Below are 15,939 nucleotides of genomic sequence, written 5' to 3'. Positions count from 1 at the left end.
TCGCTTTCCGATTCGGGAAACCCGCGAAAGCGCGCGCAGGACCATGCCGGCACAAACGCCCAATGAACCGTATCTCGTGATCGCCGTTCTGGGCTGTGACGACCGGTCCAGCGTGGCTGCGGGTGGGCCGTCGTCATTCGCCCCGACGCCGCTGTGAAAACCTGGCCCAGGCTGCATCCGGGTGCGGCGCCGGGACATGTCGCGGCCACCGTGCTGTGCCTGTGCGCGGTGGCCGGCTGCGCGAGCCTGCCCAACGCCAAAACCGAAATGGCCGCACCGCACCCGCAGGAGGTCGAGTTCGAGGGTGCGCGAGGCCCGGTTTCCGCCGCACGCAGCGACGCGATCGTTGCCCGGCTGGAGGGCAAGGGCGCCGATTCCGACCTGCTGGAAAAACACCTGGCCTACGAACAGGCGGTGAACTCCGACACCCCGCTGGTGCTGGGCAACAAACTGAGCCTGCTGCAGAACGGGCCAGCCACCTACCAGGCGATGTTCACCGCCATGCGCGCCGCCAGGGACCACATCAACCTCCAGACCTATATTTTTTCTGACGACGAAGTCGGCAGGCAGTTCTCGGATCTGCTGCTGGAACGGCAAGCCGCCGGAGTCCAGGTAAACGTCATCTATGACAGTGTCGGCAGTCTGTCGACGCCCAAAGCGTTTTTCGACCGTCTGCGCCAAGCCGGTGTCCGGGTGCTCGAATTCAATCCCGTGAATCCTCTGGCCGGCAACACGAAGGCCTGGAAGCTCAACAACCGCGACCATCGCAAGCTGCTGTTGATCGACGGCCGTATCGCATTCGTCGGCGGGATCAATATCAGCGATACCTACACCAGCGCGCCGAAAAGCCGACGTGACCGAAAACGGGACACTCCGATCGAGGACCCCGCCAGTGGCTGGCGCGACACTCACATTCAGATCGCAGGGCCGGTGGTCGCCGATTTCCAGCGGCTGTTCATGGACACCTGGGCGCGGCAAAAAGGCGAGCCGCTACCGGCCAGGAACTACTTTCCAGAACTTGCTGCCGAGGGCGACGAAATCGTGCGCGCCATCGGCAGCACCCCCGACGATGCCAACAGCCCGATCTATCTGACCCTGATGTCGGCGATCACCCACGCGGAACTGCAGGTGCATCTGACGATTGCCTATTTCGCACCCGACCCGCAATTGCGAAAGGCCCTCCGCGACGCTGCGCGGCGCGGTGTCGACGTCAAACTGGTGCTTCCAAGCTACGCCGATTCGGCCCCAGTCTTCTACCTGGGCCGTTCCTACTACACCGAGCTGCTACGCGCGGGCGTGCACATCTACGAGCGGCACGGTTCGGTGATGCATTCGAAGACCGCCAGCATCGACGGCGTCTGGAGCACCATCGGCTCGACCAATCTGGACTGGCGCAGTTTCCTGCACAACGACGAAATCAACGCTGTCGTTCTGGGGCGCGGCTTTGCCCGAGAAATGGAAGCCATGTTTGCCGCCGACCTGGCCGAGTCGGACATCATCACCCTCGAAGAATGGGAAAAGCGGCCGCTGCTGGACCGACTGAAAGAGCAGATGGCCCGGCTAGTGGCTTACTGGCTGTAGCTCAAGCTGCGGGTGCCTCCAGCCGCTGAGGCCGGATCACCGACACCCGCCCGCGGGCGAGCCAGCGGGCGCCCGCAGCGACTTCGAACTCGTAAAGCCAGCCGGTCGGGCCGGCTATCTTTTTGTACGCGACCACTGTCAGCGGCCCCTCGATGTCGTCGATGCGCTCGACGGCGAACTCCACCTCGCGCAGGGCGGCCAGCACGCCGGGCACGGCCTTGCCGCCGTGTTCGAGTCGCGCCAGCAGGCCGCCGTGCACGGCCATCGCCTGCGCGCCGTATTCGCACAGGTGCAGGGCCGCCAGCCGGTCGCCGCTGCGCAGCGGGTTATGCGGATCGCGATGGCTGTGGGTGGTGCAGCGGATGATCTGCTCGTCCCAGACCAGCACTGCCTCCAGCAGGCACATGCGCCCGGCGTGGGGAATCAGCTGGGCCAGATCGCCAATCCGGGCCGGGTCGAAACGGGCGTCGCTCACAACGGTTCCAGGTCCAGCCGCAGGCTGTGTTCGCCGGCGCCATCGAGCAGCACGGTGCCCGGCTCGCCGCGCGCCAGCAGTGCCAGCAGGGGCAGCGCGCGGGCGGCAGCATTACTCAGGCGCAGGGTTTCCAAACCGGCCTGCGGCATGCCGGTATCGGCCACGCGCGGGATCGGCTCGACGTGCATCACCGCGAGCGAACCGGCACTGCGCCGCGGCGACAGGATCAGCGCGAACGCGGCCGATTCGGTAACCGGCCACAGCGGCTGCCACAGGTCCGGCGGCCGCACGTCGAACGCCACCAGCAGGCAATCCAGATCCTCGACCTGGGCCAGGCCGCCGGCTTCCAGCAGGCCGGCGGCAAAACTCGCGTGGCAGGCCGAAAGGCTCACCGACGGCAGCCTGGCCTGGGTGGCGATGCTCCAGTAGCCGGCGGCGGCGTTGTGCACCGAGTTGTGAAAATCGGTGGGCGACACCACGCGCTGCGGCTGCGCCAGCGCCTGACTGATGCGGTGCGAGATATGCGTGTCGCCATCCGACGAGGCAAACACCGACGCCAGGCGCTGCGGCGGGCGTGGGTCCAGGCGCAGCGCATCCTCGGCCACGTAAAAGGCGAGGCGCACGGACAGCGGCGCGCGGCGGCGCTCGTTGGCGGGCAGCAGTTGCGATTGATGTGGCGGCAGATCCTGGCGCTGGTACGGGCGCTCACCGCGCAGCACCGGCTGCGCCTGCTCCCAGCCGTCGAGCCCCGGCGCGCAGCAGCCGACGGCGTCGATGTACAGCGCTTTCACGCCTGCATCCCGAACAGCAGGCTGCAGTTGCTGCCGCCAAAACCGAACGAGTTGGACAGGACGTGCGCCACCGTTTGCTCGCGGTTTTCCATCAGGATCGCCGCGCCCAGTTGCGGGTCGCGCTGGCGCGTATTCAGGCTGCGCGGCAGCAGGCCGTGTTCGAGCACCAGCAGGCTGATCGCCGCTTCGAGGATTCCTGCCGCGCCCAGCGTGTGGCCGGTCCAGCCCTTGGTCGAGCTGCACGGCGTTGCGCTGCCCAGCAAGGCGCAGACCGCCTTGTCCTCGGCCAGATCGTTGGCCGGCGTGCCGGTGCCGTGCAGGTTGACGTAGCCGACGTCAGCGGCAGTGAGACCGGCGCGCTGCAAGGCCGCTGTCATCGCCGCCAGCGCGCCGTGTCCCTCGGGATGCGGTGAGGACATGTGGTGGGCGTCGCTGCTCTCGCCATAGCCGAGCAGCGCCGGGCCGGGCTGGTCCGAGAACTCGACGATGGCAAAGCCGGCGGCCTCGCCGATCGAGATGCCGTTGCGCTGCGCATCCGCCGGCCGGCATATGTCGGTCGACAGCACCTGCAGGGAGTTGAAGCCGTACAGCGTGGTCAGGCACAGGCTGTCGACGCCGCCGACCACGGCCGCATCGCATAGGCCGCTGTGCATGGCCCGGTAGGCCGAGGCAAAGGCCTTGGCGCTGGACGAACAGGCGGTCGAGATCACGTGCGCGACGCCGTCCAGACGCAGCCGGCGGCGCACGTAATCGGCGCAGGAAAAGATGTTCTGGGTCTTGGCGACGTCGAACCAGTCCGGCAGGGCACCGTCACCTGCGGCGGCGCGGGCGCGGTAGGCAAGCTCGGCCTGCTGGATGCCCGAGGTGCTGGTGCCCAGGAACACCCCCACGCGCTGCGGGCCGTGGCGCTGGCGCAGCCGCTCGACCGACTCCAGGAACCCGTCCTGACGCAGGCCCAGCTCGGCCAGGCGGTTGTTGCGGCAGTCCCAGCCGGCCAGTTCGCCGCTCAGCGGCGTGTCCAGACCTTCGACGTATCCGGTCCAGGTTGTCAGATCGCAGGTTTCAAACGGCGTCTGGCGCAGGCCGCTGCGCTGCGCCCGCAACGCCGCCAGATGCGCCGCCTTGCCCGCGCCCAGCGCCGAGGTGTTGGTGTAGTCGCTAATCCGCAGCGGTTTCATCGGTCCAGAAGTCGTAGAAGTTGAACCAGTTGTAGGGCGCCGCCCGCACCTGGGTTTCGAGCCGCTCGGCATAGGCCTGGGCGTAGCCCTGCACGGCCGCGGCACGCGTGGCGCGCGGCAGCACCACGCGCTCGGCCAGCCGCTCGAAGCGGATGCGGTAGCGGTTGCCGCCGTCATAGATTCCAAAGGCCAGGAACACCGGCACCTGCAGCACACTGGCCAGGATCCAGGGATTTTCCGGCAGGTGCGCGGTGCGGTTCATGAAACGCACCGGCACCGTGCGCTCATTGGCGTAGGCGCGATCGCCCATCATGCCCAGCACGTGGCCCTGATCGAGCGCCTGCTTGAGCACCAGCGCCAGTTGCGGGCCGCGCTGCGAGGCATCGATCACGCCAGCGGCCAGGGTCGGGTTGAGCGCTTCGAGCAGCTGCGTGAGCATGGCGCCGTGCTGGCGGTCCACGACGATGCGCAGGCGCAGATCCGGCGCACGCTGGCTGATCGCCCGAATCACATCGAAGCTTCCGAAATGCGACACCAGCAGCACGGCGCCGCGCCCCTGCCGCGCGGCTTCCAGGACCACGTCTTCGTGCTCTACCTGCACCGCGAAGTAGTGCGTGCGGTCACCGAGCAGGAATACCCGGTCCAGCACCACGGCGGCAAAGGTATACCAGTGACGGACGCGGTCGAGCCAGGTCGGCTCGCGCCCCAGCGCCTGGCGCAGGAAGCTGCGCGAGGCGCGCGCCGGCTCGCCCCCGGTCAGCAGGAAATAGGCCACGATCGGGTACAGCAGCAGGCGGGTGAACGTGCGGCCCAGGTGCAGCGCCAGCCAGATCACCAGCCGCAGCGTGCGCGGGTTGCTGCGCTCGGGCTGTGCCTCCCAGACCTCGTGCGCCGGCATGCTGGGCACCTACTGCGCCACTTCCCAGCTGCCGTGGGCCAACAGGCGGTCGTCGCACTGGCAGCGAAAATCAAGGCGCGTGCCGTCCATGGTCAGCTCGATCTGGAAGCGCTCGTCCGGCCGCAATGCCGACACGAACTTCGCCGCCACTATGCGGTGCAGCCGCCACTGCGGCCCGCGCCAGGCGTGCAGGGCGTCCAGCACCCGATCCAACAGCACCACGGCCGGCACCACCGGGTTGCCCGGAAAGTGACCGGCCAGGCACGGATGTCCGCCAGGCACCTGCGCGCTGGCGCAGTGCCGGGCGCGGGTCGGTGACGCATTCACCGGCACGCCCGGCTCAGGCACGGCCACGCTCCAGCTCGGCCAGCAGCGCCGCCTGCGGCAGCTTGCCGACCGTGTTGCGCGGCAGGCGCGCCACGCGGACCAGCGGCCGGGGCAGGAACACCGGATCGACCATCGTGCCAAGCGCCGCCAGGATGTGCGCCTCACTCAGCTCAGGCGCCACCACCAGCGCCGCGGGCCGCGCCTCGCCGCCCCGCGCCGCTTCGGGCACGAACACCACGGCATCGACGACGCCCGGAATCCGCAGCAGATGCGCCGTCAGCTCGCTCAGGGACGCGCGCTTGCCGGCCACCTTGAGCAGGTCGGTACTGCGTCCGCGCAAGTGGAACCGGCCATCACCCAGGTCGTCGACAAGATCCGGCAGCGTTACCGGCGCCGGCAGATGCTCGCCGTGCACGAGGTCCGTGCCGTTGTGCCAGCTCAGGTGCATGCCGGGGAACAACTGCCAGACCGGCGTGGCGATGGTACGGCGCGTGGCCATGCTGCCGGCCTCGGTGCAGCCATAGATTTCATGCACCGGCGCCCCGAGCGCGGCTTCGGCGGCCGCCGCCAGCTCCGTTGCAAGGGGCGCGGTGGCCGACACGACCAGCTGCAACGCCGGGAACGACCCACCGGCAGCGATGAACGCGCGCAGGTGAACGGGCGTCGTGATCAGCACCCGCGGTGCCGGCACCTGCGCCAGGGCGTCGCGCAACTCGGCCGGAAAGAAGGTGCGGCCGACGTGCACGGCGCAGCCACTGGCCAAGGCCATCATCACCGTGGTTTCGAGGCCGTACATGTGCTGCGGTGGCACAGTGGCCACGATGTTGGCTGCGACAGCCCCGTCTCCCAGAAAGCGCTGCGCGATCAGCTGCGCCGTGCGCGCCAGCGTGCCCCAGGTCTTGGCATGCACCTGCGGCGTGCCGGTGCTGCCGGAGGTGAAAACCACTGCGGCGATGTGGTCGTGGAGCAGGGTCGGAACCGCGTGCGGCGCGATATCGGCGCCCGCTTCGTCGCTCACCGCGATCCATGTCAGCGGCAGGTCGGGCGGCACCGTGTCGGCCAGCCCGTAACAACCGGGATACGCACCGACGATTTGCGCCATGACACCGGCCGCCTGGCTCGGCGGCAGCAGATTGGTCTGGCCGCGCAGGCACACTGCGGCGAAGGCGGTCATGAAGCGGTAGCGGTCCTCGCACAGGTTGAGCGCGTGAGTCGCTTCCGGAAGTCGGCTCGCCAGGGCGAGCACGTCGATCAGGAATCGCTGCCGGCTCACGCCATCCGAACCGCGCCACGCCACCGGACCTGGCGGGTGATTGAGATCGATGAGCGGCAGCCGCGCGATGGCGCTAATGCTCCCCTCCGCGCACGCGCAGGGCTTGCGCGCGCCGCGCCCCGGGATCCTGGGCGTAATGCCTGAACGGGTGCAAGACCATGTCAGACCGCCTTGTAGTCGGTGCGCGCGACCAGGCGAAGGTGGGCCAGAAATCCGCCGTGAACATGGGCCGGGAAGCGCAGCCGCCGGTACAGGTACTCCAGCACGAACACCAGGCCGACCAGCAGGTAATTCACGAAGTTGCTGAACAGCGACCACACCGGCAGCGGCGCGAACAGGGCCAGGGCCGCGTTGCCGACCGCGATGGCCGCCAGGATCAGCACCCACAGCGCCGTCACGCGCCGCGTGTAGACCAGCACGTCCGGCTCCAGCGCGTCGCGGCTCAGCTGCGCCAGACGCGTCGCCACCGGTACCTGACCGGCGCGCAGCGAGCCGGCAAACACCGCCAGCACGGCGGCCGGCGTGACCACCGCCGGCACGAACAGGGCGTACATGCCGCCGCCCATGCGCGTCAGTACGTGCAGCAAACCGGCCAGGGCCAGCAGGCTCAGCCAGTGGCCGGGGCGCAGCGCCCGCAGGCCCTGATACAGCGGGATTGCGCACATCACCACCAGCGCCAGCCATTCAAGGCGCGGCGCGCCCCACAACACGGCCAGGTGCACCAGCACCGGATAGGCGAGCAGCAGCACCGGCATCAGGCAGGGCGGCGGCTTTGCACGTAGGCGCTGAGCGCCCGCAGCGAGCCGAAGATCTGCTTGTTGTCCTCGTCGTCGGCCCGCAGCTCGACGCCGTATTTCTGCTGCACGCCCAGTGCGATCTCCAGGGCATCGATCGAATCCAGACCCAGGCCGGCGGCCTCATGGCTGAATAGCGGCGCCTCGGGCGAAATGTCGTCCGGCGCCACGCCTTCCAGGTTGAGCACGGTGACCAGAAATTGCGCCATCTCGCGCTCTGCGTCGGACAGTGGGGACATGCCTGATTCCCCTTCAGTGGCTGGTTCAATGGCTGACATAGTGGTTGAACTATAATCCGGTTCGGCAGCACCACGTACGTTGCGCATCGCACATATGCCGCCGGTTGCGGGCGTAACCTGGCCCGTCAATGCGTGTGCGCAGGACGGTGCGGTCGGCCCGCGGCTCGGCGGCGGCATGGCTGACAGGATCGCAAGTTTTGTGTGTGGTAGCGGACAGACCTCGCCACCTGCAACGCCTACCCTTCTCCAAGGGAAGCCCCCCCTGATTTACTGTAAATACCAACAGGAATCGGTGGCGACCACCGAGTCCACGCATGGCACCCACGTTACCTAGCGACGGCTGTTCCTATCAGCTGTCCCACGAGCCGGACGCGCACGAGACGCTCGATCACGATGTACTGGCGCGGATTCACTTCGGCACCCACCTGAGCACAGCGCAGGACCCCCGCGAGGTCAACATCGCGCTGCCGCAGACCGGTGGCGCGCCGGTGGCCGAGGTCTGGCGCAGTCGCCGGCCGGTCGAGCACGGCTGGTCCGACGGCTTCGGTTACGCCCACGATGGCGAGGTGCTGTTCGGGCATCTGCGCCTGGAGGAAGGCGAACTGACCGACCTGGTTCGCGCCACCGCGCATGCGTACCTGCGCATCGACCTGCTGCTGCGGCGCCTCGGTTACCCGTGCTGGCTGCGGATGTGGAATTTCCTGGGCCACATCAACCACGGCGAAGGCGACGCCGAGCGCTACCGCCAATTCAGCCAGGGACGGCATGACGCCCTCGCCCGGCAGCCGGGTTTTGAAGGCCGACTGCCGGCCGCCACCGCCATCGGCACCCAGGAGGGCGGCATGACGGTGTACTTCCTGGCCGCGCGCGATCCGGGCGCGCAGATCGAGAACCCGCGCCAGGTCAGCGCCTTTCGCTACCCGCCGACCTACGGCCCCAAGAGCCCGAGTTTCTCGCGCGCCTGCCTGAAGCGCTGGGCCGACTGCAGTCACCTGTTCGTCTCGGGCACCGCCAGCGTGGTGGGTCACCGGACGCTGCATCCGGGCGACCTGCTGGCCCAGCTGGACGAAACTCATCGCAACGTCGAAGCGCTGCTCGGTGAGGCCAGCGCGTTCGAGCCGGCGGCCGGGCCTTTTCGCGCGGCTGCGCTCAAGGTTTACATCCGTCCCGGCCACGAAGACCCCGCGCTGCTGCCGCGCGTGCGGCAGCTGTTTGGCGACCAGGTACCGCTGCTGTGCCTGGTCGGTGATATCTGCCGCCGCGACCTGCTGCTGGAGATCGAGGGGCTGTTCACCGCCACCGCGCACAGCGCATCGGCGCAGGCAGCCGCATGAGCGGCTGGCGGCAGAGGCTGGATTACGCCTCGCGGATCGCCAGTACCGGCCTGTGTTTCGCCACCTTCGGCCTGGCCTGCGTCGTGGTCAGCGTGGTGTGGTATCCGCTGCTGCGCCTGAGTTCGCCCGACGAGGCCACCACGCGTCGGCGGGTGCGCCATTGCACGCATGTGTTTTACCGCTTCATCCTGGGCATGGCGCGCCGGCTGGGCATGCTCAGCTTCGAGCTGCACGGCGTCGAGCGGCTGGCGGCGCCCGGCCAGCTGGTGGTGGCCAATCACCCGAGCCTGATCGACGTGCTGTTCATCGGTGCCCAGATGCCGCAGGTCGGCTGCATCGTCAAGGAATCGCTGCAGCGCAATCCATTCCTGGGTGCGCCGATGCGCTGGGCCGGTTATATCCCCAACAGCACCCCCGAACACCTGATCGAGGACTGCCTGGCGACACTGCGCGCCGGCGACTCGCTGCTGGTGTTTCCGGAAGGAACGCGCAGCGTGCCGGGCCAGCCGCTGAAGATGAAACGCGGCCCGGCCCACATCGCGCTCGTCGCCGGCTGCGACCTGCTGCCCGTCACCATCGTGTGCCATCCCAGTGCCCTGACCAAGTCCGACGTCTGGTACCGGGTGCCGGCGCAAAGACCGCACTGGTGCGTGAGCGTCGGCGAGCCGATCCGCCTGGCCGACCTGGTGGTGGCCGGTGAGCCAAGGTCCGTTTCCGCGCGCCGCGTGACGGCCCACCTGCTGGACTATTTCAGCGCCCGCGTCGGTTCGGCGGCGCTGCCGAGCGCCACGGCGGCCGGCGCGGCATCCGCACCCGTGGATTCGGCGGCAGCCTAGTGATCCAGGGCGAGCACCCCACGCAGTACGGCGGCACGGCGCCCTACCGACCCTGCATCGTCATCCCCTTTTACCGTCACGAAGGCGCCATTGCCGGCACCATCGAGCGACTCAAGCCCTTTGGCCTGAACTGCTGGATCGTCGATGACGGCAGCGGCGAGCCCAGCCGCGAAGTGCTGCAACAGATCGCCAGCCGCGAGGCGCAGTGGGTGCGCCTGAGCCGCCATGCGCGAAACCGCGGCAAGGGCGAGGCGGTGATGACCGGCCTCAGGGAGGCTCACGCCGCCGGCTTTACGCACGCGGTGCAGATCGACGCCGACGGCCAGCACGACGCCAGCGACCTGCCGCGCCTGCTGTCGGTGTCCCGCGCGCAGCCACAGGCACTGGTCACCGGCATCCCGGTGTATGACGAGTCGGTGCCCAAGGCGCGCCTGTATGGCCGCTACCTGACGCACGTTCTGGTCTGGCTGCAGACTCTTTCGCTGCAGATCCGCGACTCGATGTGCGGCTTTCGGGTCTACCCGGTGGACACCGCGCTGGCGGTGTGGGACCAGGGCCACGTCGGCCGGCGCATGGAGTTCGACACCGAGATCATGGTGCGCATGTTCTGGCGCGGCGTGCCGGTGCAAAGCGTGCCCACGCGCGTGACCTACCCCGCCGACGGCGTGTCGCACTTCCACATGGTGCGCGAGAACCTGCGCCTGGCCTGGATGCACCTGCGGCTGCTGGTCGGCATGTGCCTGCGCCTGCCGCGGCTGCTGTGGCGGCGCACCGCATGAGCGCGCCAGCGGCACGAAGCGCGGCGGTACAGGTGCAGGTGCCGTTCCACGACCTGGACCCGGCCGGCATCGTCTGGCATGGCCACTACGCGAAGTACTTCGAGCTCGCCCGCTGCGCGCTGCTTGAGAGCTTCGATTACAACTACCCGCAAATGGCCGCGTCCGGCTACAGCTGGCCGGTCATCGACCTGCGCGTGCGATACATCCGGCCGGCCGTGTTTGCGCAATGCCTGAACGTCAGTGCCACCCTGCTGGAATGGCAATTCCGGCTGCGCATCCGCTACCGGATCACCGACGCCGCCACCGGCAAGCGCCTGACCCAGGGCGAGACGGTGCAGGTTGCGGTGGACCTGGAAACGCGCCAGATGTGCCTGCCCTCGCCCGTGGTGCTGCTCGAAAAACTCGGACTGGCGACATGAAGCATGCGTTGCGCTGGCTGATCGCCCTGCTGTTTGCCCTGCCGGTGCTGGCCGACGACCTGTTCGATCACCCGCAAACGCCGGCCCGGGCGCAGGCCGTCCTGCGAGCGGCCATGCCCGATCTGGGCCAGATTCAGGTGCTGCGGGGCCGCTTCGAGCAGCGCAAGTATCTGAGCGAGATTCCGCAACCACTGACGTCCAGTGGCGAGTTCCTGCTGGTGCGCGATCTGGGCGTGTGGTGGCATGCCCAGACGCCGATCGACTCCGCCGTGACGTTGACCCATGGCGGACTGGTGCAGCTGGACGCCGGCCCATCGGCGCCGGACCGCACAAGCCTTCGCCAGCCGGGGTCGGAGCTCGTCGCCAGCGTCTTTTTCGCCCTGTTCACGCTCGACATCGACACCCTGGCGCGCAGCTTCGACCTGTTCATGACCGACTCCGGCGGGCGCTGGCAGCTGGGCCTGCGACCGCGCGATGCGAGCCTCGCCGCCTGGTTCCAGCAAGCCATCATCAGCGGTGGCGCGCGCGTGGAACAGGTGCGCCTGTACGAGGCGGCAGGCGACCGTACCGAGATCGACCTGGATGCGACAGCGCAGCCCCGGTCCAGCCTCACGCCCACCGAGCGCCAACGCTTTGAGCCCTGAGCCCGGCGGGATTTACCTGCGCTTCTGGCTGTGGACCGCGGCCGTGGCGGCGCTGGTGCTGTTCTATGCACTGCGCGTGGCCCCGGTGCTGCGCATCGACACCGACATCATGGCCCTGCTGCCGGGCGCCGCCGATCAGACCGCGGCCGCGCAGCAACGCCACTCCGATGCGGTCGGCCGAAAATTGCTGTTCCTGGTGGGCGACGCCGATCCGCAGCGCGCGCGTGAGGCGGCCCGGCTGCTGGCCGATCGCTTGCGCGATGCGCACGTGTTCACGGCCGTGAGCCTGGAAGCCGATGCCGGGATGGCGGATCTGACGCTGTACCGGGAGCATCGCTTCGGCCTGCTGTCGGACGCGCAGCGCCGGCTGCTGAGCCAGCCGGGCGGCACCGAGCGCCTGCGCGCGCAAACACTCGCCGGACTGTATGGACCCGGTGTCATGCCGCGGGCGTTGCCGGTGGCGCAGGACCCCTTCAACCTGCTCGGGGACTTTTTGGCGCAGCAGCTGGCCGCCTTGGGCGCCGTGCGCCCGGACCACGGCATGCTGATGCTCACCCAGGCCGGCGTCAGTTACGTGCTGGTCGGGGCCGAAATCGGCGGCGACCCGTTCTCGGTCGATACCCAGGACCGGATCATGCCGGCGATCGATGCCGCGGTGGCGCAGACGCGCGGCGCGGGCGCGCAGGTGATCCCGGCCGGCGTCATCCTGCACGCGGCGCAGGCAGCGCGACGCGCGCGCGCCGAGATCAACCTGGTCGGCACGCTGTCGCTGCTCGGCGTGGCGCTGATGATCCTGCTGACCTTCCGTTCGCTGCGCCCCCTGCTGCTGAACGTCGTCGTGCTGGGCAGCGGCGCGTTGGCCGCCTTGACCCTGTGCCAGCTGGTATTCGGCCGCGTGACGCTGATCGCGCTGGTATTCGGCAGCGGCCTGATCGGCGTGGCGGCGGATTATTCCACCCACTTCCTGGCCGACCAGTTCCGCAACCCGGCCGGCTGGACGCCGCGCCAGGCCCTGCGTCATGTCGGCCCCAGCATCGTCATGGGCATGGGCTGCGCCGTGCTGGGTTACCTCAGCCTGGGCCTGACGCCCTTGCCGGGGCTGAGGCAAATGGCCGTGTTTTCGGCCGCCGGCCTGGTTGTGGCCTGCATCGGCGTGCTGTGCTGGTTCCCCGTGCTGGGGCCGCCGGCTCGGCGCGGCAAGCCGCTACCGCTGCGCTGGGCGGTGTGGCTCGATCGCAGCCTTGGCCGCTTGGGCGGCCGGCACACCCGCAGCGCGACCTGGGTCCTCGCCGTGCTGGCCGTGCTGGGCATGGCCGGCGTCCGATTTGCCGACGATGTAAGGCTGCTGTATGCCGTGCCGGCGCCGCTGCGCGAAGCCGACAGCCGCATACGCGAGCTGCTGCAGAGTATTCCCGACAGTCAGTTCTTCCTTGTCCAGGGGCCGTCTCCCGAAGCCGTGCTGCAGACCGAGGAGCGCCTGCGGGAAGGCCTCGATCCGGTGGTCGCCCACGGTGGGCTCGACAGCTACCGGGCGATCAGCCGCGGCCTGCCTTCCGCGCAGCGGCAACAGGAAAACCATGCCCTGCTGGCGGCGCAGGTCTACCGCCCCGGCGGCATCGGTCCGCGGCTGATGGACGAGCTCGGCTTTCCGCCGGCGCTGGTAGCGCAGCGCCTGGCTGAGTTCGAGGCCGCCGCGCCACCGCTGGGTGTGGCGCAGTGGCTCGCCGATGCCGTGTCCATGCCCTATCGCGATCTTTGGCTGGGCGCAGACGCAAACGGCTATGCCTCGATCGTCAGCCTGAGCGGGATCCGCGACTTCGCCGCCCTGCGGGCACTGGCGACCGGTCTGCCGGGCGTGCAGTTCGTGGACCAGGTGGCCGCCGTGTCCGAACTGCTCGGCCACTACCGGCGACTGGCGCTGCTGCTGCTGGCGGCCGCGTATGTTCTGATCGGCAGCGCGATGGCACTGCGCTACGGCATCACGGACGCCGCCCGCTTGTTGATGGCGCCGATGGGCGCCGCGCTGCTCACTGCCGGCGTGCTGGGCGCCTGCGGCGCACTCAACCTGTTCCACGTGCTTGGCCTGTTCCTGGTGCTGGGCCTTGGCGTGGACTACGCGGTGTTCCTGCGCGAAGGCGCGGCCTCGCGCGCCACCACGGTGCTGGCCATTACGCTGTCGACGGTGGGGGCGGCGCTGTCCTACGGCCTGCTGGCCTTCAGCGCCACGCCGTTCATTCGCGCCATTGGCCTGACGCTGCTGATCGGCGTCGGTTTCACCTATTTGCTGGCATTGCTGTTGCAGCGCCCGCCGGCCGGGACGATCCACATGGATGCTTCGTGAATTCCTTCGAGTCTGCTGCATGCCGGTCTGCTGCACGCCGGGCGGGGGTGCTGCGTCTGTCCGCCCCGGCCCTGACACTGGCCCTGACACTGGCCCTGACGCTGGCCCTGGCCGGCTGCGCCCTGAAGCCGGCGCTCACGGCCTCGACGGCATTTCCGGTACTGGCCCCAGCCACGCTGGGCGCTGCCCACAGCGCCCGGCAACTGCTGCACGCGGCTTTTGGCGAGCATGACCTGGCCTTTCAGTGCGTGATTGACGCCCGCCCGGATGCCTTCACCGTGGTCGGCCTGGATGCGCTCGGCCAGCGCTGGTTCAGCCTGCACCATGACGGCCGGACGCTGGACACTCGGCTCGGCCCACAGGCGCCGCAGCAACTGGACCCCGCTCGCGTGCTGGCGGACCTACAACTGGCGCTGTGGCCATTGGCCGCCTTGCAGCAGGCGCTGACGGGCGGTGCCTGGCAGGTCAGCGAACCGGCCCCGGCAACCCGCCGCCTGCGCCGTGACGGTCGGCTGGTGGCGGAAGTCCACTACGCGGGCGCGGACCCCTGGCAGGGCCAGCTGTGGCTGAGCAATTTCGAGACCGGCTACACGCTGTCGGTCGAATCGAGGCCAGTGCAATGACTGCTGCGCGTCAGTGGATTCTGATCACCGGCGCCAGCCGCGGCATCGGCCGCGCCATCGCCCTGCGCCTGGCTGGCGACGGCTTCGGTCTGGTGCTGCACGGCCGCAGCCTGTCGCCGGACTTGAAGCAGACCGCCGAGCAGGCACGCGCGGCCGGCGTGCCGACCCGCATCGTGCATTTCGACATCGCGGATCGCGCCGCCGCCGCCGCGGCGCTGGAGGCGGATGTGGCCGCCCATGGCGCGCCCTATGGCGTGGTGTGCAACGCCGGCATGCGGCGCGACGGCATCTTTCCGGCTCTGACCGCGGACGACTGGGATGACGTGCTGGGCACCAACCTGGACGGCTTCTACAACGTCCTGCGGCCACTGGTGCTGCCCATGATCCGGCGCCGCAAACCGGGACGCATCGTCACCCTGTCGTCGATGGCGGGCCTTGCCGGCAACCGCGGCCAGGTCAACTACAGCGCAGCCAAGGGCGGCATCATCGGCGCCAGCAAGGCGCTGGCGCTGGAGCTGGCGACCCGCGGCATCACGGTCAACTGCGTCGCACCGGGCCTGATCGGGACCGACATGATCGAGGGCGCGCCGCTCGATGAGCTGCTCAGAGACATCCCGATGCGCCGCGTGGGCGAGCCCGGGGAAGTCGCAAGCCTGGTCGGCTATCTGATGTCGGAAGGCGCGGCCTACATCACGCGCCAGGTGATCTCGGTCAACGGCGGCATGAGCACGTGAGACTGCCGGCGCGATCAGCGCTGTCATCGCGCGCCAATGTGCTGGCACTGGCGTATGCCGCGGCCACCGCCGGGTCGGTGGGCGTGTTCGGTTTCTCGCTGCTGAGCGTCGGCATCCCGGCGGCGATCCTGCTGGCGCTGTTCGCCGACGGCATCGCGCGGCCCGGATCGAGCCTGTTCTACCCGACCGTCACCCACGGCCCGCGCACCGGCCAGCGCGTGGCCCTGAGCTTCGATGACGGACCGGACCCGCAGGTAACCCCCGCGGTGCTCGATGCGCTCTCGCAATACGGCGCGCGCGCCACGTTCTTCACCATCGGCCGTTTGCTGGAGGCGCATCCGCAAGTGGCGCAGCGCCTGCTGGCGGAGCACCACGAGCTGGGCAATCATTCCTGGCAGCACTCCCGCTGGCAGAATTTTTTCGGCGTCCGACGCCAGCTGCTGGAAATCGAGCGCGGCGCACAGGCGGTTGCCACACTCGCCGGCACTGAGCAACAGCCGCTGTACCGGCCGCCGATCGGCCTGAAAAGTCCGCCGCTGGGCCGGGCGGCGCGGCGCCTGCAGCTGACGCTGGTCGCCTGGTCGCTGCACAGCCGCGACAGCCAGTGCGATGACCCGCACCGGATCGCACGGCGCGTGCTGCGCAAGATCCGCCCCGGCGACATCGTGCTGAT

Annotated in this window: 17 protein-coding genes and 1 pseudogene; 10 read left to right on the top strand and 8 right to left on the bottom strand. The window is 69.1% G+C overall.

The window, feature by feature from the left end; translation table 11 throughout:
* Nucleotides 1-153: 153 nt before the first annotated feature.
* Entirely contained in the window at nt 154-1,581 is a 1,428-nt protein-coding gene (gene cls, locus H5U26_RS07485) for a cardiolipin synthase (RefSeq protein WP_290618221.1), read from the top strand.
* A gap of 1 nt (nt 1,582) precedes the next feature.
* On the opposite strand, the gene H5U26_RS07480 is transcribed toward cls, so the two are convergent.
* The 8 genes from H5U26_RS07480 to H5U26_RS07445 form a co-directional block, all read right to left on the bottom strand.
* Nucleotides 1,583-2,056 (bottom strand): hypothetical protein, encoded by a 474-nt coding sequence (locus H5U26_RS07480; protein WP_290618219.1) that lies wholly within the window; start codon nt 2,054-2,056, stop codon nt 1,583-1,585.
* Nucleotides 2,053-2,847: a beta-ketoacyl synthase chain length factor gene (locus tag H5U26_RS07475; RefSeq protein ID WP_290618217.1), complete on the bottom strand. Its 795-nt coding sequence runs from the start codon at nt 2,845-2,847 to the stop codon at nt 2,053-2,055. The genes H5U26_RS07480 and H5U26_RS07475 overlap by 4 nt, the downstream gene beginning before the upstream one ends.
* The gene (locus H5U26_RS07470; protein ID WP_290618215.1) at nt 2,844-4,025 is read right to left on the bottom strand and encodes a beta-ketoacyl-[acyl-carrier-protein] synthase family protein; all 1,182 of its coding nucleotides are present in this window, start codon (nt 4,023-4,025) and stop codon (nt 2,844-2,846) included. Before H5U26_RS07470 ends, H5U26_RS07475 begins: the two co-directional genes overlap by 4 nt.
* Nucleotides 4,006-4,923 carry a hypothetical protein gene (locus tag H5U26_RS07465; protein WP_290618213.1) on the bottom strand — a complete coding sequence of 306 codons (918 nt, stop codon included), beginning with the start codon at nt 4,921-4,923 and terminating at the stop codon, nt 4,006-4,008. The genes H5U26_RS07470 and H5U26_RS07465 overlap by 20 nt, the downstream gene beginning before the upstream one ends.
* A 9-nt stretch (nt 4,924-4,932) precedes the next feature.
* Entirely contained in the window at nt 4,933-5,277 is a 345-nt protein-coding gene (locus H5U26_RS07460) for a hypothetical protein (RefSeq protein ID WP_290618212.1), read from the bottom strand.
* Entirely contained in the window at nt 5,264-6,523 is a 1,260-nt protein-coding gene (locus H5U26_RS07455) for an AMP-binding protein (RefSeq protein ID WP_290618210.1), read from the bottom strand. Before H5U26_RS07455 ends, H5U26_RS07460 begins: the two co-directional genes overlap by 14 nt.
* 161 nt (nt 6,524-6,684) lie before the next feature.
* Nucleotides 6,685-7,278, bottom strand: coding sequence for a hypothetical protein (locus H5U26_RS07450; protein ID WP_290618208.1), 594 nt, complete (start codon nt 7,276-7,278; stop codon nt 6,685-6,687).
* Nucleotides 7,278-7,556, bottom strand: coding sequence for a phosphopantetheine-binding protein (locus tag H5U26_RS07445; protein WP_290618206.1), 279 nt, complete (start codon nt 7,554-7,556; stop codon nt 7,278-7,280). The genes H5U26_RS07450 and H5U26_RS07445 overlap by 1 nt, the downstream gene beginning before the upstream one ends.
* A gap of 314 nt (nt 7,557-7,870) precedes the next feature.
* On the opposite strand from H5U26_RS07445, the gene H5U26_RS07440 reads away from it, so the two are divergent.
* The 9 genes and pseudogenes from H5U26_RS07440 to H5U26_RS14905 form a co-directional block, all read left to right on the top strand.
* Nucleotides 7,871-8,890 (top strand): hypothetical protein, encoded by a 1,020-nt coding sequence (locus H5U26_RS07440; protein ID WP_290618204.1) that lies wholly within the window; start codon nt 7,871-7,873, stop codon nt 8,888-8,890.
* The gene (locus H5U26_RS07435; protein ID WP_290618202.1) at nt 8,887-9,726 is read left to right on the top strand and encodes a lysophospholipid acyltransferase family protein; all 840 of its coding nucleotides are present in this window, start codon (nt 8,887-8,889) and stop codon (nt 9,724-9,726) included. Before H5U26_RS07440 ends, H5U26_RS07435 begins: the two co-directional genes overlap by 4 nt.
* Nucleotides 9,726-10,505 carry a glycosyltransferase family 2 protein gene (locus H5U26_RS07430; RefSeq protein ID WP_290618200.1) on the top strand — a complete coding sequence of 260 codons (780 nt, stop codon included), beginning with the start codon at nt 9,726-9,728 and terminating at the stop codon, nt 10,503-10,505. Before H5U26_RS07435 ends, H5U26_RS07430 begins: the two co-directional genes overlap by 1 nt.
* The gene (locus H5U26_RS07425) at nt 10,502-10,924 is read left to right on the top strand and encodes an acyl-CoA thioesterase (RefSeq protein WP_290618198.1); all 423 of its coding nucleotides are present in this window, start codon (nt 10,502-10,504) and stop codon (nt 10,922-10,924) included. The genes H5U26_RS07430 and H5U26_RS07425 overlap by 4 nt, the downstream gene beginning before the upstream one ends.
* Complete coding sequence (locus tag H5U26_RS07420) at nt 10,921-11,568, top strand: outer membrane lipoprotein carrier protein LolA (RefSeq protein ID WP_290618196.1); 648 nt, start codon at nt 10,921-10,923, stop codon at nt 11,566-11,568. The genes H5U26_RS07425 and H5U26_RS07420 overlap by 4 nt, the downstream gene beginning before the upstream one ends.
* Nucleotides 11,558-13,909, top strand: a complete 2,352-nt coding sequence (locus H5U26_RS07415) for an MMPL family transporter (protein ID WP_290618194.1) — start codon at nt 11,558-11,560, stop codon at nt 13,907-13,909. The genes H5U26_RS07420 and H5U26_RS07415 overlap by 11 nt, the downstream gene beginning before the upstream one ends.
* Before the next feature lie 47 nt (nt 13,910-13,956).
* The gene (locus H5U26_RS07410) at nt 13,957-14,532 is read left to right on the top strand and encodes a DUF3261 domain-containing protein (RefSeq protein ID WP_290618192.1); all 576 of its coding nucleotides are present in this window, start codon (nt 13,957-13,959) and stop codon (nt 14,530-14,532) included.
* On the top strand, nt 14,529-15,266 hold the full coding sequence (gene fabG, locus H5U26_RS07405; protein ID WP_290618190.1) for a 3-oxoacyl-ACP reductase FabG: 738 nt from the start codon (nt 14,529-14,531) through the stop codon (nt 15,264-15,266). Before H5U26_RS07410 ends, fabG begins: the two co-directional genes overlap by 4 nt.
* A pseudogene (locus tag H5U26_RS14905) lies at nt 15,263-15,826 on the top strand (polysaccharide deacetylase family protein); the annotation flags it as partial. The gene fabG and the pseudogene H5U26_RS14905, both read left to right, overlap by 4 nt.
* Nucleotides 15,827-15,939: the final 113 nt, after the last annotated feature.

The organism is Immundisolibacter sp. (assembly GCF_014359565.1).
GTDB lineage: Bacteria > Pseudomonadota > Gammaproteobacteria > Immundisolibacterales > Immundisolibacteraceae > Immundisolibacter.
The sequence above is the reverse complement of the archived record's forward strand: the minus strand, read 5'-3'. Positions and strand labels throughout refer to the sequence as shown.